Origin of the sequence: Micromonospora phaseoli (genome assembly GCF_900109115.1) — a bacterium.
Lineage (GTDB): Bacteria > Actinomycetota > Actinomycetes > Mycobacteriales > Micromonosporaceae > Micromonospora > Micromonospora phaseoli.
On record NZ_FNYV01000020.1, the window covers coordinates 1 to 16,352 of the forward strand.

A 16,352-nucleotide genomic window follows, 5' to 3' on the forward strand; every position below is an offset into this window, starting at 1 on the left:
CGGATGATCGCGTTTCGCGTACGCGAGCACGAGGACGATGGCGTGCTGTGGATGTGACCGTGTCGTGTATTGGTGAGATCGCTTCCACCTGTCGATACCGAACGTGCCAGGAGCCGTACGACGCACAGATTCGCGAGCCGACGTGATCGACATCGGCGGACCCGCCGGCCGCACATCAACCCCAAGGTCAGGAAGGCGCACGCATCTGCCGCCGAGGGCACTGCGTGGTTACTGCCTCAGCCGTATCGTCGATTGATGGATGGTGCCGGGGAGTCGTTAGATGTCGACGATGTGCTTGTGATGATCGAGCATCCGTTCGGCGAGGTGGAAACTTTGCTGGCGGAGTGGATCGCGACCGGCCCGGGCCCGCGTCGCTTCGTTCGACCGGTGCGAGCGCGTTCTCGGTCGACCGGGCGGCGTCTGCCGTTGTCGGTAATCCCCCTGCAATACTGCAACAACGCACAGTCCCGCCGCGCGATCGCCGCCGGGCGCCTCGACGATCCTTGGCCGGACGCCACAAGCTAGCCGACAGCAACGACCGGCATTGGTCCACCATGCAGATCGCCGAGACGCACTCTTCTGCCGCGATCCGCGCGTCACCTTGCGTGACGGGCGCGAGGTCGTGCTGGGCGCGCAGTCTTGCCGATGAGCGCGCATCCGATCTTTGAGTAGGTGGAGTGCGCTCTGTCTAGGCACCGCGGACTACTTTTGGCCGTCGGGACACTGGTCGTGGACGTTGATAGGACGTTCGAAGAATGACTCCAGCACGACGATGGTCTGAGTGCTGGTAACTCCGTCGATCGCGAAGAGGCGCCTCAGGACGGCTTGCAGGTCTTCGGTAGTGGCGGTGCGGATCTTCACCAGCACGCTCGCCGCGCCGGCGATGATGTGCGCCTCCTGAATCTCGGGTAGGGCCGCGAGCGCGTCACGGGTGGCAGCGTCGCCCATCCACGCATTGGCGCCGAGCATCACGAAGGCGAGCACGCCACGGCCGACGGCGGCGGGGTCGACGTCGACGGTGGTGCGGCGAATCACGCCTCGCTCGCGCAGCTTGCGCACGCGTTCGTGTGCCGAGCCTGCGGACAGGCCAACCGCCGCGCCCAAGGCGGCGTAGGACTGGGTCGCGTCGTGCTGCAGCTGAGTCAACAGGGCCCGGTCAATACCGTCAACCATCAGGTGCCCATCGTGATCTGGACGGTGAACAAGTTGACCATATCAGTTTCGGCAATCATGCTCTTCATCAGAACACCGTTCCGGATGGAGGGCCGAATGTCTGACACTGTCCCTGCGGAGTTCCAGCTGCTGGATGAGAGGTTCCGGTACATCGACGGTGACTTTGTCTTGGAAGTCCTGCACGATGGCGCCCGCAAGACGGAAGGCCCGGCATACTTCGCGGCCGGCCGCTATCTGGTGTGGAGCGACATCCCCAACGATCGGCTGCTGCGCTGGGACGAGACCACCGGTGCGGTCGGCGTGTTCCGCCAACCCTCGGGCTACGCCAACGGCAACACCATTGACCGGCAGGGCCGGCTGATCACTTGCGAGCAGGGAAACCGGCGGGTGACCCGCACCGAGCACGACAGCACGGTCACCGTGCTGGCAGACCGCTACGACGGCAAGCAGCTCAACAGCCCCAATGACGTCGCGGTGCGGTTCGACGGCACGATCTGGTTCACCGACCCGATCTACGGCATCTACAGCGACTACGAGGGAAACAAGGCCGAGCCCGAGTTCGGCGGCTCGTGCTATGTGTTCCGGCTCGACCCCGCCACCGGCGACCTGCGTGTGGTCGCCGACGACTTCTGCCGCCCCAATGGCCTAGCCTTCTCACCGAACGAACAGCAGCTGTTCATCGCCGACACCCGGCAGGAGCCCAGCCACATCCGTGTCTTCGACGTAACCGCCGACGGGGCCCTCAGCGGCGGCAAGATCTTCGCCGAGTGTGACAACGGGCGCTTCGACGGCCTGCGCATCGACGACACCGGTCGGCTGTGGGTCGCGGCGTGGGACGGCGTGCACTGCTTCGACCCCGACGGCACCCTGATCGGGAAGTTGCTGCTGCCCGAACCGGTCGCCAATCTCACCTTCGGCGGACCGAAACGCAACCAGCTGTACATCACCGCCGGGCGCTCCGTGTACACGCTGCGGGTCACCTTCAACGGCGCCCGCTACCCTCGATCCGCCGACAGCGAAGGGCGGTGAGCCGCCGCGATCGAGCGGGGCCACAACGACGCCGAGCGCATCGCTCGCGAACACGTCTTAGATGCGCACGACAGCACCGACCAGGAAGGCTGAGCACGACTGCACCAATATTCCACAGTCGTCACCTGGACCGGCAACCGCGGCACGGGCACCAGCGGCTACCGCGACTACGGCCGCGACCACGAGGTGAGCACGGCCGGCCCCGCCCCGATCGCCGGCAGCTCCGACCCGGCGTTCCGAGGCGACAAGGCCCGATGGAACCCGGAACAACTTCTCCTCGCCGCACTCTCTGAGTGCCACATGCTGTCCTACCTACACGCATGCACCGACGCCGGCGTGGTCGTCACCGGATACCTTGACCGGGCCGCTGGCGTAATGATCGAAGACGCTGGGACCGGACAGTTAACCGAGGCCGTACTACGACCCGAGGTCACCGTCGCATCGCCGGACATGGTCGAGGCAGCCACCCGACTGCACGACGTCGCACCTCGCCGGCGAGACGGAATCGTTCCCGTTGCTGCACCACTGGCGGGCGCTGCCCGGCCGCCCACCGGTCGCGGCCGAGCACCTCGACATCAACGCCGTCGTCGCACAGTTCGGTGACAACCAGGCCGTGCGTGCGCGGTTCGAAGCGCTGGCGGACGCCACCGCGAGCCTGGTGCTGCTCCTCGAACATCTCCCCGACGGGCTGCCTCGCTGGCTGAGCGACCCGGTCGGCAGAGCCGCGACGGTCGAGCGGCAGCTATTCGAGATGGTGGCGTTCCTGCGTAACCGCGAGCTGCTGCACTTGGACGGGCACTTCGGCAACATCCGGGCCGACGACGCCCGGCTCTACCTCGTCGACTTCGGTCTCGCCACCTCACCGCACTTCGACCTGTCGGACGCCGAGCACGACTTCGCTACCCGCAACGCCGGTCACGATGCAGACTACGCTTCCATGCGACTGGTGAACTGGCTGGTCACCTCCGTATGCGGTAAGCCCGTTCCGGCCGGCAGCCGTCCCGTCGCCCGCAACCACTTTGTGCGCCGATGCGCGGCCGGTGATATCCCACCAGACCTGCCGCCGCCCGTTGGGGAGATCATCGCCAGACATGCCCCCGCCGCCGCCCGGATGAACGACTTCTGCTCGCGCTTGTTCGACGGCGACCTTCACGCCCAGTAACCCGGCAAAGAAATCACTACGGATCGGGCCGGTTGAATACGGCAACTACGCACTCGCACCGGGCACATCCGGGACGCCCCTCGGGACACCGACGTCACGCTACACAATGCGCCACCTGCGGCTAGACGACGGCGAAGCGCTTTCGTCGGCCGGCTCCGGGGGCAGCACCTCTCCGGCCGCCCCCGTGCCGGATCGAATCCTCGCCGATACCACCGCAGCGACCTGGCCCCGGTGCCGGCCACGCCTCGGCTCAAGCCTCAGCCGAGAGTGACGATCTCATCCCTGCAAAACGCGCCGCGGCTTGAACCGGCGAACCTCCTGCGGCCAGCCGCAGGCCTCCGCGATTCTGCCGGCCCACATCCGCGCGGTCGCCTCATCCGGCACGTCCACGATGGTCAGGCCACCCAGGAACTCCTTGCTCTCGACATAGGGCCCGTCGGTGAAGACCATCGCACCGCTCGTGGCGTCGGCGGTGAAGACTGGGCCGTCCTCCTCCTCCAGGCCACCGGCGAAAACGAACGCCTCGGCGGCCTTGATCTCATCAACAACCGCCCTGGCGAGTGGACCGCGCTCACGGAACCACTCCTCGGTGTGGTCACCCACCCACTGCTGATTGAAGTAGATGAGGTACTCAGCCATGTCCGCTCCCTCTGATCGTCCCCGGACCCGCCGTCCGTCCCTGCGTACGCTACGAACGCGATCCGCCAGATCCGACACTCTCCAGCCTGATTCCTGCCAACCGGTCAACCGGCCCTCGGGACTGTAAAACGAACGGTGTAACTCCTGATCAAGGAGCAGCACCTGATGACGGATGTCGTGATCACTGAGGTCGATACTGGCCAGGTGGCGAAGCGTGGACCGGCGCGGCCGGTGGGAGACGGGGTCAACGATCAACTCGTCGCCCAGGTGGTGGAGCAGGCCCGTGCGGCGGGTCTGCGGCTCACCGGCGAGGGCGGGCTGCTGCAGCAGTTGACCAAGCGGGTCCTGGAAGCCGCTCTCGACGGTGAGATCACCGACCACCTGGGCTATGACAAGGGCGACCCAGCAGGGAACAACGGTCAGAACTCCCGCAACGGGGTGCGGGGCAAGACGGTGCTGACCGAGGTCGGGCCGGTGCAGATCGAGGTGCCCCGCGACCGCGACGGCACGTTCGAGCCGCAGATTGTGCGTAAGCGTCAGCGTCGGTTGTCCGGGGTCGAGGACATGGTGATCTCCTTGTCGGCCAAGGGATTGACGACCGGGGAGATCCAGGCCCACCTCGCGGAGGTGTATGGCGCGGACGTGTCCCGGCAGACGATCTCCACGATCACCGACAAGGTCGTCGACGGGATGACCGAGTGGCAGAACCGGGCCCTCGATCCGGTCTACCCGGTGATCTTCCTCGACGCGGTGCACGTGAAGACCCGGGCTCTGTCGCCGGTTGTGTGAAGCAGATCAGTGCGCGAGGACGACGCGTTTGCGGAGCAGGTCGAGGCCGGCGCGGCCGAACATCTGCCGTTTGATCATCTTGAGGCGGTTGATGTTGCCTTCGACCGCGCCGGAGCTGTGCGGCAAGGTCAGGCCGTTGCGGACGGCGTCGAAATCGCGGCGCAGGTTGCGGGCGAACCCAGCCAACGGCGTGAGGGTGTCGACTTCGACCGTGGTGATCCACACCTCGAGGCGGTCGCCGTGGTGACCGGTCATCATGACCGCGAAGTCTCGCACGTGCTTGACCAGCCGGTTAATGTCCCCATCCCGGCTGCGCAGCTCGTGAAGCTTGGTCGCGTCGCGGGCGTCGAGATGGTCAGGGTGAGTCATGATCCACGAGGTGACTTGACGCACCGATGGCGGTTTCGGGCCGGGGTGCGGGGCGTGGCCGAGGCCTTTGCGGAAGCGGCGTAGGTAACGCTGGACGGCCAGTTCTCCGCCGGGATAACCCTGCTGTTTGATTTCTCGGAACAGCTGCGTGGCGTTGCGTTCTCCTTCGTTCCAGCGCTGGTGCAGGTAGGCGACGTGGTCGTCGACTAGGTGCGCGCGTTGCTCGGTGACGGCGGTCAACTCGGCGACACTGGCGGCGTTGAGGTACTTGCGAACCGTGGCCTGGTGCAGGCCGAGCTTGCGGCCGATCGCGGACTTGTTCAGTCCTTGTGCGGCGAGTTCGTGAACAGCGCCGTGGTGTTCGCGCAGGCGGGTCACGATCTTCTTCTCGGGTAGCGGCTGCACCTAGGCGGGCATGGTGTCGTGCGCTGGCGGGGGTGCCGGAGCGACGAGCCGGGACCGATAAGCGTTGACGGTCTTCTCGACCGCCTGGCCCAGGTTCTGCCAGAGATGGAACCGGTCCGGTGCGACCGCTTGCCCCTCTGCCGGATAGCATCGACATCCGCAGCTACACGGCCGCCGCAACTCCGACGTAGATCATCCCCGTGAGCTGCTGAAACGTTAGATCAGGCAAGTGCGGCTGGAGTACTAGGCGCTCTGGAGGCGTACTCCGCCCTGGTGCACGTTCACGCCCTCACGGGCAACCTGACCGACGGCCGCAGCGCGGTCACGGGCATGCGCCGCGTGGCCGATGAACTGCCCGACTCCGACGTCTCGAAGGTCGCCGGCCCGATCCAGCGCACGGCATCCTTCCACAGTTACCTTGAGTGCCGCATCGGATCGATGAAGGAGGCCGAACGAGCCTTCACCGAAGCCGAGCCCGTGTTGCGCCCGGTACCGGTCTGGCTCGCAGACGCCAGGATCCACTACGGGCGAGCCATGGTGACCCACGGCGACACGGCCCGGTGGAGTGGCCTTCGCGCTGGACGCGATCAAGCGACTACGCCACGACGTGCGCGTAGTCGGACTCGGCGTGAGTGACCTGCTTTCCGCCGTCCCGCCGCCCACCGCTCCGACGAGATCGACGAACTGCGGACCTACGTCGCCACCGGTTCGGGTCCCTGGGAGAACTTGGCATAGCGTGGCTGGCATACACCACCCGAACCGGGACGGAGGCGAAGGGGAGGCCGGGTGCGTTCCGGTCTCCCCTTCGCCCGTCATGCGCGCGTTGTCGAGGATCAGTGCTGGTCCAGTGGGAGTGCGATGTCAACGACGGTGTGGTCGCCGAAGGTGCCCTGCTTGTCGGCCTCGCCGGTCAGCATGTTGATCTTGTAGAGCTTGCTGTCATAGTCGACCTGGAGAACGGCGTAGCCCTTGTTGTAGACGGTCTTGTCGTCGCGGATGCTGCTGTAGATGTCGAAGCCGGCCCAGATTCCGGCGTCGACGCCGAGCTTGCCGGTGGCGGCGAGCTGCCCGGCGTTGGCCGGGGACTGCACCGCGACCTGGTCGAGGTTGGTGTCGATGTCGAACAGTGTCGTGGCGGTGTCCGGGTCGAGGTCGTTGTTGGTGTACGCCGCCCCGGTGACACCCTTCGCGGCATCGGTCGACGGCGGGTAGGTCAGCGTGCCGTCCACGACGGTGGTGTCGTCGTTGAGATTGTGGCGCAGGTTCTGGCCCTGGTCGCTGATGACCCGCAGCCGGTCCGCAGCCGGGTTGAAGTCCACGCCAAAGTAGCGGCCCTTGAGCGGGACGCTGAGCTGGCTGACCTCAGTGGCCCTCGCGTCGCGCGCGGAGATCAGGTAGACGCCGCCCTCGTCACCGACACCGTAGAGCCGGCCATTCTGCACGCGGTAGTCGATACCGACGAGTTCCTCGTCGTCCTCCAGCCACACCCGGCCGATGACGCAGGCGTCCCACGGCTTCTCGACGTCGAACTTGATCAGCTTCTGGTCGTCGGTCAACCCGATCCCCTTCAGCCCGTCCCGTCCGCCCTTCCGCTCGTACTTCGACCAGTGGCGGTTTTCGTCGTCGTACTGCGACCAGTAGCCGCTCTCGTCGTCGTACCTCGACCCGTGTTCTTTGTCCCCATCACTGCCGTAGGAGGAGTGACACGACTTGTCGCGGTCGTGCTTCCCGTCGTCCCAGGACCCGCCATCCGCGACGGCCGGACCGGCGAACGCCCCGACGCCGACAGCGACCGACAGGCCAGCGAGCAACACACCCCTGTTGAGCGGATACTTCATGTCCAGCACCTTTCTGACACGGATAAACCGAAAGCCTCCGATCGGTCCCAGCAACATGAAAGCAGCTCGTAGACGGTCACAGGGTGACAACGAGTGACGGTGAACCCGTTGGGCTGAAAGTATCCCTGAACAGCCGAAACACCGAGATTCATCAGCCCTTCGCCGCTCGACACAAGCCAGACAGAAGACTCGGCTCGCTCGCATGCCGATCGCAGCGTGATCCATCCGAAGCACCTCAAAGCACTTGGCCGGCAGACCGCTCACCACCGAGACTGCCTTGATCCGTACCGTTATCAGGATGGGAGCGCCCGCCATCCGCCGAGTCCGTCGTCACACGCCGGCCTGTCTCCGAGATCGAGAACAGGACGGCGAGCCGTCATTGGTGGGACGCGGACGCTGACAGCTACCAGGAGGCGCACGGATCGTTCCTCGGGGATGTCGATCTAGTCTGGTGCCCCGAAGGTGTGCGCGAAGCGGACGTCCGACTACTCGGTAACGTGAAGGGCGCGCGAGTGCTGGAGCTAGGCTGCGGCGCGGCAGTTGGCTCCCGGTGGCTCGACGGGCAGGGTGCCGACGTGACGGCCCTGGACCTATCTAGGCCGCGTCTCCTGGATCATGGTTTGGGGCGGTCCAGTTTCGCGCGTAGCCAGATGAGGATGTCGGCGATCTGCACGGTGGCCCGGTAGCGGCAGGCGAGCTTGTCCTACCTGGTGGCCACGGCGCGGAACTGCTTACGCCGGTTCATCAGCCGTTCGTTGGTGTTGTGCTGCCGGTAGCGGTGCGGGCGGAACGTGGGCGGACGACCACCGCGTGATCCTCTCCGAGCCCGGTTGGCTTTCTGGTCGTCCTTCACGGGGATGTCGTGCGGGATGCGCCGGGCCCGCAGCGAACGGCGGTTGCCACGTGAGCTGTACGCCTTGTCCGCCGAGAGGGAATCGAGGCGTTCGCGCGGGCGGCCGATTGCGCCGGGGCGGGTCACGGCCACGTCGTCGAGCAGCCACACCAGTTGGCGGGTGTCGGAGGCCTGGCCCGGGGTCAGGTGACTGGTCAGGTTCCGGCCCCGCCCGTCCCCGATCGTGTGGATCTTCGTGGTCCACCCGCCACGCGACTTGCCGAGTCCTTCCCGTCGCGCTGCGTCACTACTGCTCAGCCCCCATTAAGCGCACCTGCGGCGTGCCGATGGGCACGCACGATCGTGGAATCGGCGTTGCCGTGCCAGTCCAGATCCCTCGCCAGGGCACCCCGGTCCGCACCCGGAACACGATCCCGTTGATCACCTGCCGGTGATCACGCCACCGCCCACCCCACCGCGGAGTCATCACCGGCAGCAACGGCGCGATCCGCGCGTACTCGACCTCGGTCAACTCAAAGCGTCCATCCACGACAGACGTGGATAGTCGAACTCCGCCCCAAGATCCAGGAGACACGCCCTAGCCCGCCGGCCAGGCATGAAAGAGCAGCCGGACAAGCCCGCGATGTGCCGCGTCCGCGCCACCTTGCAGATACCCCTCACAGTGAGCTGAGAAGGGTCGGAATAACTGTCTACAGCGGGGAGTGCACAGATGAGCAGTGCGGGAGGCAAGATCCGCAGAGGCGTGGCCGTCGTCACCACAGTCCTGGCGTTGGCTGCCGGTGGGGTGCTGGTCGCCGCCAGCCCGGCGGCAGCGGCCACTCCGGCGTGCAACGGGCAGACCTACTGGTGGTCTGCCAAGTGGGGCGTAAAGCTATCGGTTCCCATCAACACCGCGTCGTCCGGGGTCGATGTACGAGGCTGCTTGATGCGACAGGGAGACGGTCCTAGCGGTGGTGTGGGGCGTGCGGTGCGAGCCCTGCAGCAGGCCCTGAACATGTGCTACCAAGAGCGACTGACCCTGGACGGGGATTTCGGTTCCCTCACCAAGGCCGCCCTGGTCCGGGCCCAGAGGCGAGAGGGCATCTCGGCTGACGGCGTCTATGGCCCCCAGACGGCGGACTTTCTAGCGTTCCCGTTCCTATCTGGGAACTTCGTGACCACACCTTGCCGCAGCTTCTACGGCTGAGCACCGCCCGGGTCAGCGACGGTCGTAGAACTCCCTCGACCGTCGCTGGCCGGGCACCCGCCAGGCGAGAGGCGATGGCGGAGGCTACCGCGGCAGCGTCCGCATTGGTCACTGTGGCGACGTCGGCACCAGCCCAAATCCTGCCGAGCCCACTACGCACGACGGCTCAGCGTGGAACTTCAGCCATGGTCCCGAACGGGAACGGCCGTACGATCCGTCAGGAGAAGGTGTCCTTCAAGTCGTAGGCGGTCAGCGGCACATCGGGTTCGACCGTCTGCTCCTGGCACATCTGGGCGATCTGCATGGCGACCCGCCACACGACCTGAGCGTATTCGTGGTCGAGGCGCATCGTCATGAGGCCGTAGAGCCCCTCCGCCTGGTAGTGACGCCGCACCTCCGGGTCGAGAGCTGCGCCGAATGTGTTGATCTCGGCGATCGGCTGCGGTATCGCCTTTGACGTCGGTACCCAGGACAGCGGCAGGAACCCGGTCGAGGGCACTGGCGCGCCGCTGCGCCGGTCTGTGGTCCGCCGCCGGGCGAAGGCGTCCCACTCCATCGCGCACCATCTGCTAGCAAAGTACGAGGGGCTGAGCAGGCTGATGAAAACCTGGCAGGTTCCGACCGCGTGCAGCACTTGATCCTGCCAGCGCTCGCCGCCGTCCAAGGTCAGATCGACGTAGCCGGCCACCTCGCCGCCCGGCAGTCCCAGGAGCTCGTTGACGTTCATCGACAGGTCGTCGAAGAACTGCGGCACGTGCCGGCTGGCCTCGGCCCTCGGCGCGGCGGGCCGTCTGGACTGCTGTGCCCGGGCGTAGCTCAGGTAGAACACCGGGGTCAGCATCCGGTGTGCGGCGGGCGGGTCGGCCGCCACCCGCCGGGGCTCGGTGCGGGCAGCGGCGGTCGGGCTGACGATCAGGGACGTGTCCGGCTCGCGGGGGTACAGCGTCACGATCACCATCCCGCCGGAGAACGACACGGTCGGCTCGGGCGCGCCGATGCGGCGGCACTCGCTCAGCGCGCGGGGGATTCCCGAGCCCTCGCCCTCCACGACCTTTACCCAGGTCAAGATGTGCGCGAGCCGAAAGTTGGGGCGGCGGGACTCCGAGGCGAGGTCACCGAGGGCACGCCGGACGTCCGGAGACAACTCGGCGCCCTGCCACGACCCCGGGTTGACCACCTCGATCCGGTCGGCGTAGACCCGTACGTGCACGCAGCTCTGCGCGTGCTCGTAGTCCCGGTGCACCAGCGCATTGGCGATGATCTCGCGGACGGCGATCATCGGGTAGTCGTAGAACGGCTGGGCGCGAGCGTCGTCCTCGGTGGGTTCCTCGCCGCGGTGGACCAGCTTGGCGACGAAGTCGCGGGCATGCACGATCTGCTCCGGGACCGACCCGGCGAACGGCGGCTGCGCGTCCATCAGCGCGGTCTTGTCGAGCCCGTGCACCTGCGTGCACTGCACGACCGCGGTCGGCACCACGGCGGTCGGGTCGTCGCCGAACAGCAGCGCACCCGCCCGGGTCAGCCGGCCGTGTCGCAGCAGGTTCGCCCGTTGCAGGAACTCCACCGTAGTGAGCTGTTCCGGCATCCGGCCAGTGATCTCCGGCCGCAGGTCCGCGCGGAATCTCGCCACCCGGTCGGAGTTGATCCCGGTGTCGGTGGTCGTCTCGTCGATGAACGGCCGCGGCGGCGGTTCGGCCGCCGGCGCCCGCGTCGCCCGTACCGCGGCGGCGGCCGGCTGCGCGGGGCGCCGGGCGATGGGGATGTGGCCATTGCCGTCGAACTTCCGGTGCGGCGTGATGCGGTGCTTGAGCCGTTTCGCCACGTACGCGTACAGGTCCTCCAGGTCCACGTGGCCGGTTGGCCCGCTGGCCGTCGCGTCGTGCCGGAGTCCGTCGATTAGCGCCTGCGTGAACGGGCTCGGCATGCCGGTGCGTTCGGCGTCGGCGGCCGCGCCGCTCGGCGGGCACGCTGCTATGAGGAAGCTGCCCTCACCGAATTCGGCCGATTCCGGAAATGCGCCCTTCCAGGCGCCGGCCTCGCAACAATCGAGGAGCACGATTTTCGTCCGGGCGGCGGCATCGGTGATCATCTGACCGAGGGAAATGTTTGACACGGCCGTGCCCGCGAGCCGGCCGGCGACCGTGTTGCGGCAGCACAGAAACAGCGAATTGTGCCGGCTGCGGGCGTGGCCGCTGAAATAGAACAAGAGCGTGTCGTCCTGGCCGCTGTCGGCGAAGAACTGGCTGGCCGCGTCGAGCAGCTCGTGTGCCGGCAGGTCCATCCGTACGTCGACGTTGCGCTCGTCGAACATGCCGGTACGGGGATCCACAAGGGCGTGCCGCAGCAGTGGGCCGTCGGTACTCGGGCCGCGCAGCGTGGCCAGCGACGATGTGTCCGCCTCGTAGACCGAATTGCATACCAGCAGCGCACGATACACAAGTGGTCCTCACGATAGTCCGGCCTTGTGCGGATAGGTTATCGTGTCGATGCGGCCGCAGATAAGGAGCGCGCGTGACAACGGTGCGGGTGACGTTCGACATCGCGGGACTTCCCAGCCATCATTCGGCGGTTTCGGCTGCATTGGCGGAGTTCGACGCGGACTTGCGCAATGCCCGCGCACTCCGGGCAGCGGCCGAAGAGGTGCCGACCGAAACGCCCGGCACCAAGGGGCAGTGGAGCGACCTGGTCATGACGCTGACCGGGCCGGCTGTGCTCGCCGCCGCGGTCCGGGTCTTCCATCTGTGGCTGAGCCGGGACAAACGGCGCTCGATCACCCTGACGAAGGTTGTCACCGACGGCGACGGCGAGCAGCGGATCACCGCCACGATCGAGGGCGAGAACATCTCCGGCGAGACGGTCCGCCAGGCCCTCGAACGGTTCGAGTAGCCGACGGTCACTCCCGCCGCTGCGGCCGACAGTGTCGGAGCCGCAGCCACTGTCACCCCAGCCGCAGTCGCTGGAGCTGTCGTCCGGGCGGCGTACCGCCGGCTCGCGCAGGTCCTCGCGACGATTCGCGGCTACCTCCGGTGCCGCCTCGGTGCTGACAACGCGAACCGAACCTGTCCTCGTTTCGGGTCCCCGGGTTTCCTCTGCTGTTCGGTCTTTTCGTTCCGGAAGCGCGGGAGGCCGCTGCCAACGGACAGCTGGCACTCGGCGGCAGGTGCGTATGCCGGCCCGTCCAGCCGGGGGCTGATCTTGCAGGCAACACCTCGCACGAATGGCTCGGGCGGATAGGGAAGACTGGCAGGCATGGCTGATCTGGGCGACCCGAAGGCTGCGCTGCACCACTACCTCAAGGCGACTCGCGATAACCTGATCTGGAAGCTCGACGGGCTGAGCGAACGCGAGGCCAGACTGCCCCGCACCGCGACCGGCAACAACCTGCTGGGAGTCCTCAAGCACTCCCTCAATGTCGAAGCCGGCTACTTCGGGCCTACCTTCGGGCATGAGTTCCCGATGCCTGAGGAACTGGTCCCCATGGAGGCGTTCGAGGAGGACCCGCAGGCAGACTGGTACGCGCGGGAGGGCGAGACGAAGGATGGGCTGATCGACCTGTATCGCCGTGTCGGGGTGTTCGCGGATCAGACGATCGAACAGCTACCCCTCGACGCGCCAGGGCGGGTGCCGTGGTGGCGCCCAGGCGAACAGGACGTGACGCTGCACAGGATCATCATCCACGTGACCACCGACCTCGCCCGTCACGCCGGTCACGCCGACATCATGCGCGAACAGCACGACCGGGCGATCGGCTTGCGGCGGGAGAACTCTGGCGTCCCCCACGACTATGACTGGCCGGCGTACGTCACCAAGCTGACGAAGCTCGCTGACCGGTTCGATTAGCCACCCGGTACCGTCGATACAGGCGTTGAGGTCGGCATCCGCACATCGGCACGTCCGAACGCCGACGGCCGGCGCTGAGGTCACCGTCGGTGACGAGCGCTTCGCGGCAGAAGAGTGAACCGAGGCGGTGTCGGAGCCTGCTGTTGAGAGGCTTCAAAGCCCGGCTGGCATGCGGCCCATTGCCGTCAGTCGGCAAAGGCCAGGCCATGCTCGGCCAGCGCGGTGGCCAGGATGGTGACCGCCTTCGGCCCGACCCCGTGCAGGGATAGTAGGTCGCGGCGGCTGTGGGCGGCCACGTGCGCAAGCGTCGTTATGCCGGCTTCGAGCAAGGCGCTACTGGCTGGTCGCCCGATCGGCGGCAGGTCACCAATCTGCGCGGGCACATCGGGAGTACTCACACGATCACGATAGTCCGGCAGGCCGCCGATCCGCGAACCCGGACAATCGTGACGCCTCGCCACGAGCATGGTGCCCGGTCGGCGGCAAAACCGTGAACGCGGTGCCCAGCGACGATTACCGCTCCGATTCCTCGTGAAGGACGTCGCGCACTTGCATGAGCGCGAACCCGAGCAGGTTGAGGCCTCGCCACCGAGCCGGATCGGCGGCGGCGGGGTCGTCTCGAGTCAGCCCGATGCCCCAGATCCGGTCCACCGGGCTGGCCTCGACGAGAACCCGTCGTCCGGTAGCGAGCAGGAACGTGCGCAGTGCTGCGTGCTGTCCGAACTCGGCCAGGTTGCCGGCTACGACGATGTCGAAGCGGTGCTCGTCCCAGGTCTGTTGATCGAAGCCGGCAACCCGGCCACCGAGCGTCTTGGCCGCGTGGGGGTGCGGCGCGGTGAGTACCCGCTCGACCATCGCATCATCACCGAACAGGGTGGGCTTTGCGCCACATCATGTAGTGCTCGGCGGTCGCGAACACGACCCCGTCGACCATGAAAGGCGATGGCCACCACTGGCTCAAGCATCCGGCGCCGACGCCGCCGTCGCGCTCCGGATTGTGCCCCCAGAAGAACAGGAGCTTGATCCGCTCTCCCCGCGCATATGCGGCGACCAGATCCGTGACGCTCCGACATGAAGCCAACATGATCGCCAGTGTGCGCGACCAGGACCTCAGCACACCACATGCTTACCCGCCGGCTCAGATCGCCGCCGGCCTCGACGCCAGCCCGGACTTCACCGCCGACGAAGTGCCTGAGCAGCTGCACGGACAGTGACGGCCGCTCGACAGGCCAGCGCACAGGCTCGGCGGCAGATCGGGATGCTTGGACGGCGTCGTTGTTGGATCACCCTGGCGAGGGCTCTGGCGTGACTGGATGGTTTACCCGGGCAGTCGGTTCCGAACCGGGTCGGCCTGCGCGCTACCGTCTGCGTATCGCGGCAGCCGTGCTTCCAGATTCGCAGCGGATAGCCCGGTCCTGAACAGCACGAGGAGACACCGATGACCGACCCCACCAGCGACGCCGATCCCACCGCTGACGCCGAAGCGGGAACCGAGGAGCAGCCGCAGCCCTTCGAGAACCGGGCGGCACGCCGGTCCAAGGGCAAGGCCACCGCCAACCACATCGGGGGTACCGCGAGCCGCGCCCACGGCCGTTCCGGCACGGTGCAGACTCCTCGCCAGTATGGCAACCGTCGAAGCGGCTGATCTTCGGACCTCCTGGTCGCGGCCGTGTTCAGTACCTGTGGCTGCTACCGGCGTCTAGCCGCAGCCGCAGGTTCGTTGCAGGACGTTCAGGGCCAGCCACTCGGTGACCCTGAGGGCACGGCTAGTCCCGGCGCTGCTGCAACAGCACACTCGACTCGGCAGGAGCCCGCGTCGGCCTCCAAACGGGCCGTGACCGTCGGGTAGTGCGTGACTCGCGGGGAGATCCGGATGCGGCCCGACTCACCCGGAGCGCCTTCGCGCTCCGTGCCGATCTTGGTAGCGTTCAGCCGTGGCTGATGATCGTGAGGTCGTTCGCCGTCTTGAGCCCTACGCCGATCATCTGGCCTTCGTCATCTCGGACGCGGAGGCGACCGAGGACTTCTTTGACGGAGACACCTGGGACCGGGCCGAGGACACCTGGCGCATCGCTGTAGAGCGTCACTGCATCGTGGTGGGAACGGCCCGCTACGACCACGTACCGGTGACGGTGGCGCTGATGAACACGCCTCCCGAGGTTGAATCTCTCGACGCCTTCGACCACGTCGTCGAAGCAGACATTCTGTTGCCCTCAGGGAGGATGGCAGTGACCGGTGCCACGGAGCTTCCGAACGAGGGTGAACCTGTGCCGCTGCCGGCAGGTCGATACCGGGTTCGGGTGGTCTACGCGCAGACGGACCGCCGGCCGGTTAGGTGCGATCTGGACGGTGTCGGGGACCATCTGGAGTACCAACTCACGATGTGGCCGACCGACGCAGACCTCGGCGTGCACGTCTTGAAGCAAGGCCCATCGCCCTGGGCCTACTGACGAGCATGGACGAAAGGCGCGGCATCCGGTAGCAATCGGTTCCCGACAAAGCGTGCATCTGCTGGCCGAGGTGCGACCAGTGGCGAGGCCGGGTAGGTCAGCAGGGAAGCTTCTGCGACCGTTAATGTCGTCATCATGAATGATCATCACGGCGGCGCTTGGACGCTGCACCGAAGCGACGACGGCGGGGTGCTTGCTGATCTCGTGGTGAATGGTGGCGACTTCCCGTGGTTGTACGCTCGTGTCGACCCGAGGGAAGGGCTGGCGGAGGTTCGGCCGCTCTTCGTCGAGGAACTGCGGCTGCTCGATGGCATCGATGAGGACGTCGAGTCCTGGGAGCACGCGTACGAGGCCGTCCGGAACGCCGTGACGCTTCGGTACCCGGATGGCCAGGAGGTTCCGGAGTTCCTTCTCCACATCGATGGCAACGAAGCGTGGTGGCGGTGGAGTGACGAGCCGTTTGACGAGCAGAATGCCTAACCAGCGCGTCCAACCGGCGGCAGATCCGGTAGCCCTCCGCGCGACGATTGCGGCGAGGCGAATGTCCCGCTGAGCTGACCGCACTGAGCCTGACAAGACGATCGGGGGGGCCGACCCCGCCCGAGACGCAGACGGCTAC

17 protein-coding genes and 4 pseudogenes are annotated in these 16,352 nt (G+C 66.7%); 13 read left to right on the forward strand and 8 right to left on the reverse strand.

Translation table 11 applies throughout. The features are described 5' to 3' along the window. Positions 1-255 precede the first annotated feature (255 nt). Positions 256-525: a hypothetical protein gene (locus BMY89_RS30160; protein WP_139218039.1), complete on the forward strand. Its 270-nt coding sequence runs from the start codon at positions 256-258 to the stop codon at positions 523-525. A gap of 177 nt (positions 526-702) precedes the next feature. Here the strand turns inward: BMY89_RS30160 and BMY89_RS28775 are convergent, their stop codons facing one another. Then, positions 703-1,173 (reverse strand): Lrp/AsnC family transcriptional regulator, encoded by a 471-nt coding sequence (locus BMY89_RS28775; protein ID WP_092383516.1) that lies wholly within the window; start codon positions 1,171-1,173, stop codon positions 703-705. Between the two features lie 96 nt (positions 1,174-1,269). Between BMY89_RS28775 and BMY89_RS28780 the strand changes: the two genes are divergently transcribed. The 3 genes from BMY89_RS28780 (at position 1,270) to BMY89_RS28790 (ending at position 3,364) form a co-directional block, all read left to right on the forward strand. Next, complete coding sequence (locus BMY89_RS28780; protein ID WP_092383518.1) at positions 1,270-2,202, forward strand: SMP-30/gluconolactonase/LRE family protein; 933 nt, start codon at positions 1,270-1,272, stop codon at positions 2,200-2,202. 300 nt (positions 2,203-2,502) lie between these two features. Then, positions 2,503-2,805, forward strand: a complete 303-nt coding sequence (locus BMY89_RS31215) for a hypothetical protein (RefSeq protein WP_232521604.1) — start codon at positions 2,503-2,505, stop codon at positions 2,803-2,805. Beyond that, entirely contained in the window at positions 2,717-3,364 is a 648-nt protein-coding gene (locus BMY89_RS28790; protein WP_092383522.1) for a protein kinase family protein, read from the forward strand. Before BMY89_RS31215 ends, BMY89_RS28790 begins: the two co-directional genes overlap by 89 nt. A gap of 276 nt (positions 3,365-3,640) precedes the next feature. Here the strand turns inward: BMY89_RS28790 and BMY89_RS28795 are convergent, their stop codons facing one another. Beyond that, positions 3,641-4,003: a YciI family protein gene (locus BMY89_RS28795; protein ID WP_092383524.1), complete on the reverse strand. Its 363-nt coding sequence runs from the start codon at positions 4,001-4,003 to the stop codon at positions 3,641-3,643. Positions 4,004-4,168: 165 nt separating this feature from the next. Between BMY89_RS28795 and BMY89_RS28800 the strand changes: the two are divergent. Beyond that, positions 4,169-4,771 (forward strand): annotated as a pseudogene (locus tag BMY89_RS28800) (transposase); the annotation flags it as partial. 27 nt (positions 4,772-4,798) lie between these two features. On the opposite strand, the gene BMY89_RS28805 reads toward BMY89_RS28800, so the two are convergent. Together BMY89_RS28805 and BMY89_RS28810 are read right to left on the reverse strand one after the other, a co-directional pair. Next, complete coding sequence (locus BMY89_RS28805; RefSeq protein ID WP_203980575.1) at positions 4,799-5,566, reverse strand: transposase; 768 nt, start codon at positions 5,564-5,566, stop codon at positions 4,799-4,801. Positions 5,567-6,399: 833 nt separating this feature from the next. Further along, on the reverse strand, positions 6,400-7,404 hold the full coding sequence (locus tag BMY89_RS28810) for a DUF4394 domain-containing protein (protein WP_092383585.1): 1,005 nt from the start codon (positions 7,402-7,404) through the stop codon (positions 6,400-6,402). Positions 7,405-7,702: 298 nt separating this feature from the next. Here BMY89_RS28810 and BMY89_RS28815 point away from each other — a divergent pair. Further along, positions 7,703-8,000 (forward strand): annotated as a pseudogene (locus tag BMY89_RS28815) (class I SAM-dependent methyltransferase); the annotation flags it as partial. A 17-nt stretch (positions 8,001-8,017) separates the two neighbouring features. Here BMY89_RS28815 and BMY89_RS28820 read toward each other — a convergent pair. Beyond that, positions 8,018-8,723, reverse strand: a pseudogene (locus BMY89_RS28820) (IS5 family transposase). Between the two features lie 243 nt (positions 8,724-8,966). Here BMY89_RS28820 and BMY89_RS28825 point away from each other — a divergent pair. Then, positions 8,967-9,443 (forward strand): peptidoglycan-binding domain-containing protein, encoded by a 477-nt coding sequence (locus tag BMY89_RS28825; protein WP_092383526.1) that lies wholly within the window; start codon positions 8,967-8,969, stop codon positions 9,441-9,443. 217 nt (positions 9,444-9,660) lie between these two features. Here BMY89_RS28825 and BMY89_RS28830 read toward each other — a convergent pair whose 3' ends face one another. Beyond that, positions 9,661-11,880 carry a TIR-like protein FxsC gene (locus tag BMY89_RS28830; protein WP_092383528.1) on the reverse strand — a complete coding sequence of 740 codons (2,220 nt, stop codon included), beginning with the start codon at positions 11,878-11,880 and terminating at the stop codon, positions 9,661-9,663. 89 nt (positions 11,881-11,969) lie between these two features. On the opposite strand from BMY89_RS28830, the gene BMY89_RS28835 reads away from it, so the two are divergent. Together BMY89_RS28835 and BMY89_RS28840 are read left to right on the forward strand one after the other, a co-directional pair. After that, positions 11,970-12,329 (forward strand): effector-associated constant component EACC1, encoded by a 360-nt coding sequence (locus BMY89_RS28835; RefSeq protein ID WP_139218040.1) that lies wholly within the window; start codon positions 11,970-11,972, stop codon positions 12,327-12,329. A gap of 363 nt (positions 12,330-12,692) precedes the next feature. Continuing rightward, positions 12,693-13,283: a DinB family protein gene (locus tag BMY89_RS28840; RefSeq protein WP_092383532.1), complete on the forward strand. Its 591-nt coding sequence runs from the start codon at positions 12,693-12,695 to the stop codon at positions 13,281-13,283. Between the two features lie 185 nt (positions 13,284-13,468). Here the strand turns inward: BMY89_RS28840 and BMY89_RS28845 are convergent, their stop codons facing one another. Both BMY89_RS28845 and BMY89_RS30630 read right to left on the reverse strand, forming a co-directional pair. Further along, positions 13,469-13,681, reverse strand: a complete 213-nt coding sequence (locus tag BMY89_RS28845) for a helix-hairpin-helix domain-containing protein (protein WP_092383534.1) — start codon at positions 13,679-13,681, stop codon at positions 13,469-13,471. Between the two features lie 115 nt (positions 13,682-13,796). Then, positions 13,797-14,367: pseudogene (locus BMY89_RS30630) on the reverse strand (NADAR family protein). Here BMY89_RS30630 and BMY89_RS31415 point away from each other — a divergent pair. The 4 genes from BMY89_RS31415 to BMY89_RS28870 all read left to right on the forward strand — a co-directional run bounded on the left by BMY89_RS31415 (position 14,366) and on the right by BMY89_RS28870 (position 16,213). After that, a complete protein-coding gene (locus BMY89_RS31415; RefSeq protein ID WP_269766898.1) occupies positions 14,366-14,497 on the forward strand; it encodes a hypothetical protein in 132 nt (43 codons plus the stop codon). The pseudogene BMY89_RS30630 and the gene BMY89_RS31415 sit on opposite strands and share 2 nt — an antisense overlap. A 224-nt stretch (positions 14,498-14,721) precedes the next feature. After that, entirely contained in the window at positions 14,722-14,928 is a 207-nt protein-coding gene (locus BMY89_RS28860) for a hypothetical protein (protein ID WP_092383540.1), read from the forward strand. Positions 14,929-15,217: 289 nt separating this feature from the next. Then, positions 15,218-15,733, forward strand: coding sequence for a hypothetical protein (locus tag BMY89_RS28865; RefSeq protein WP_092383542.1), 516 nt, complete (start codon positions 15,218-15,220; stop codon positions 15,731-15,733). Positions 15,734-15,868: 135 nt separating this feature from the next. Continuing rightward, on the forward strand, positions 15,869-16,213 hold the full coding sequence (locus BMY89_RS28870; protein ID WP_092383544.1) for a hypothetical protein: 345 nt from the start codon (positions 15,869-15,871) through the stop codon (positions 16,211-16,213). Positions 16,214-16,352: the final 139 nt, after the last annotated feature.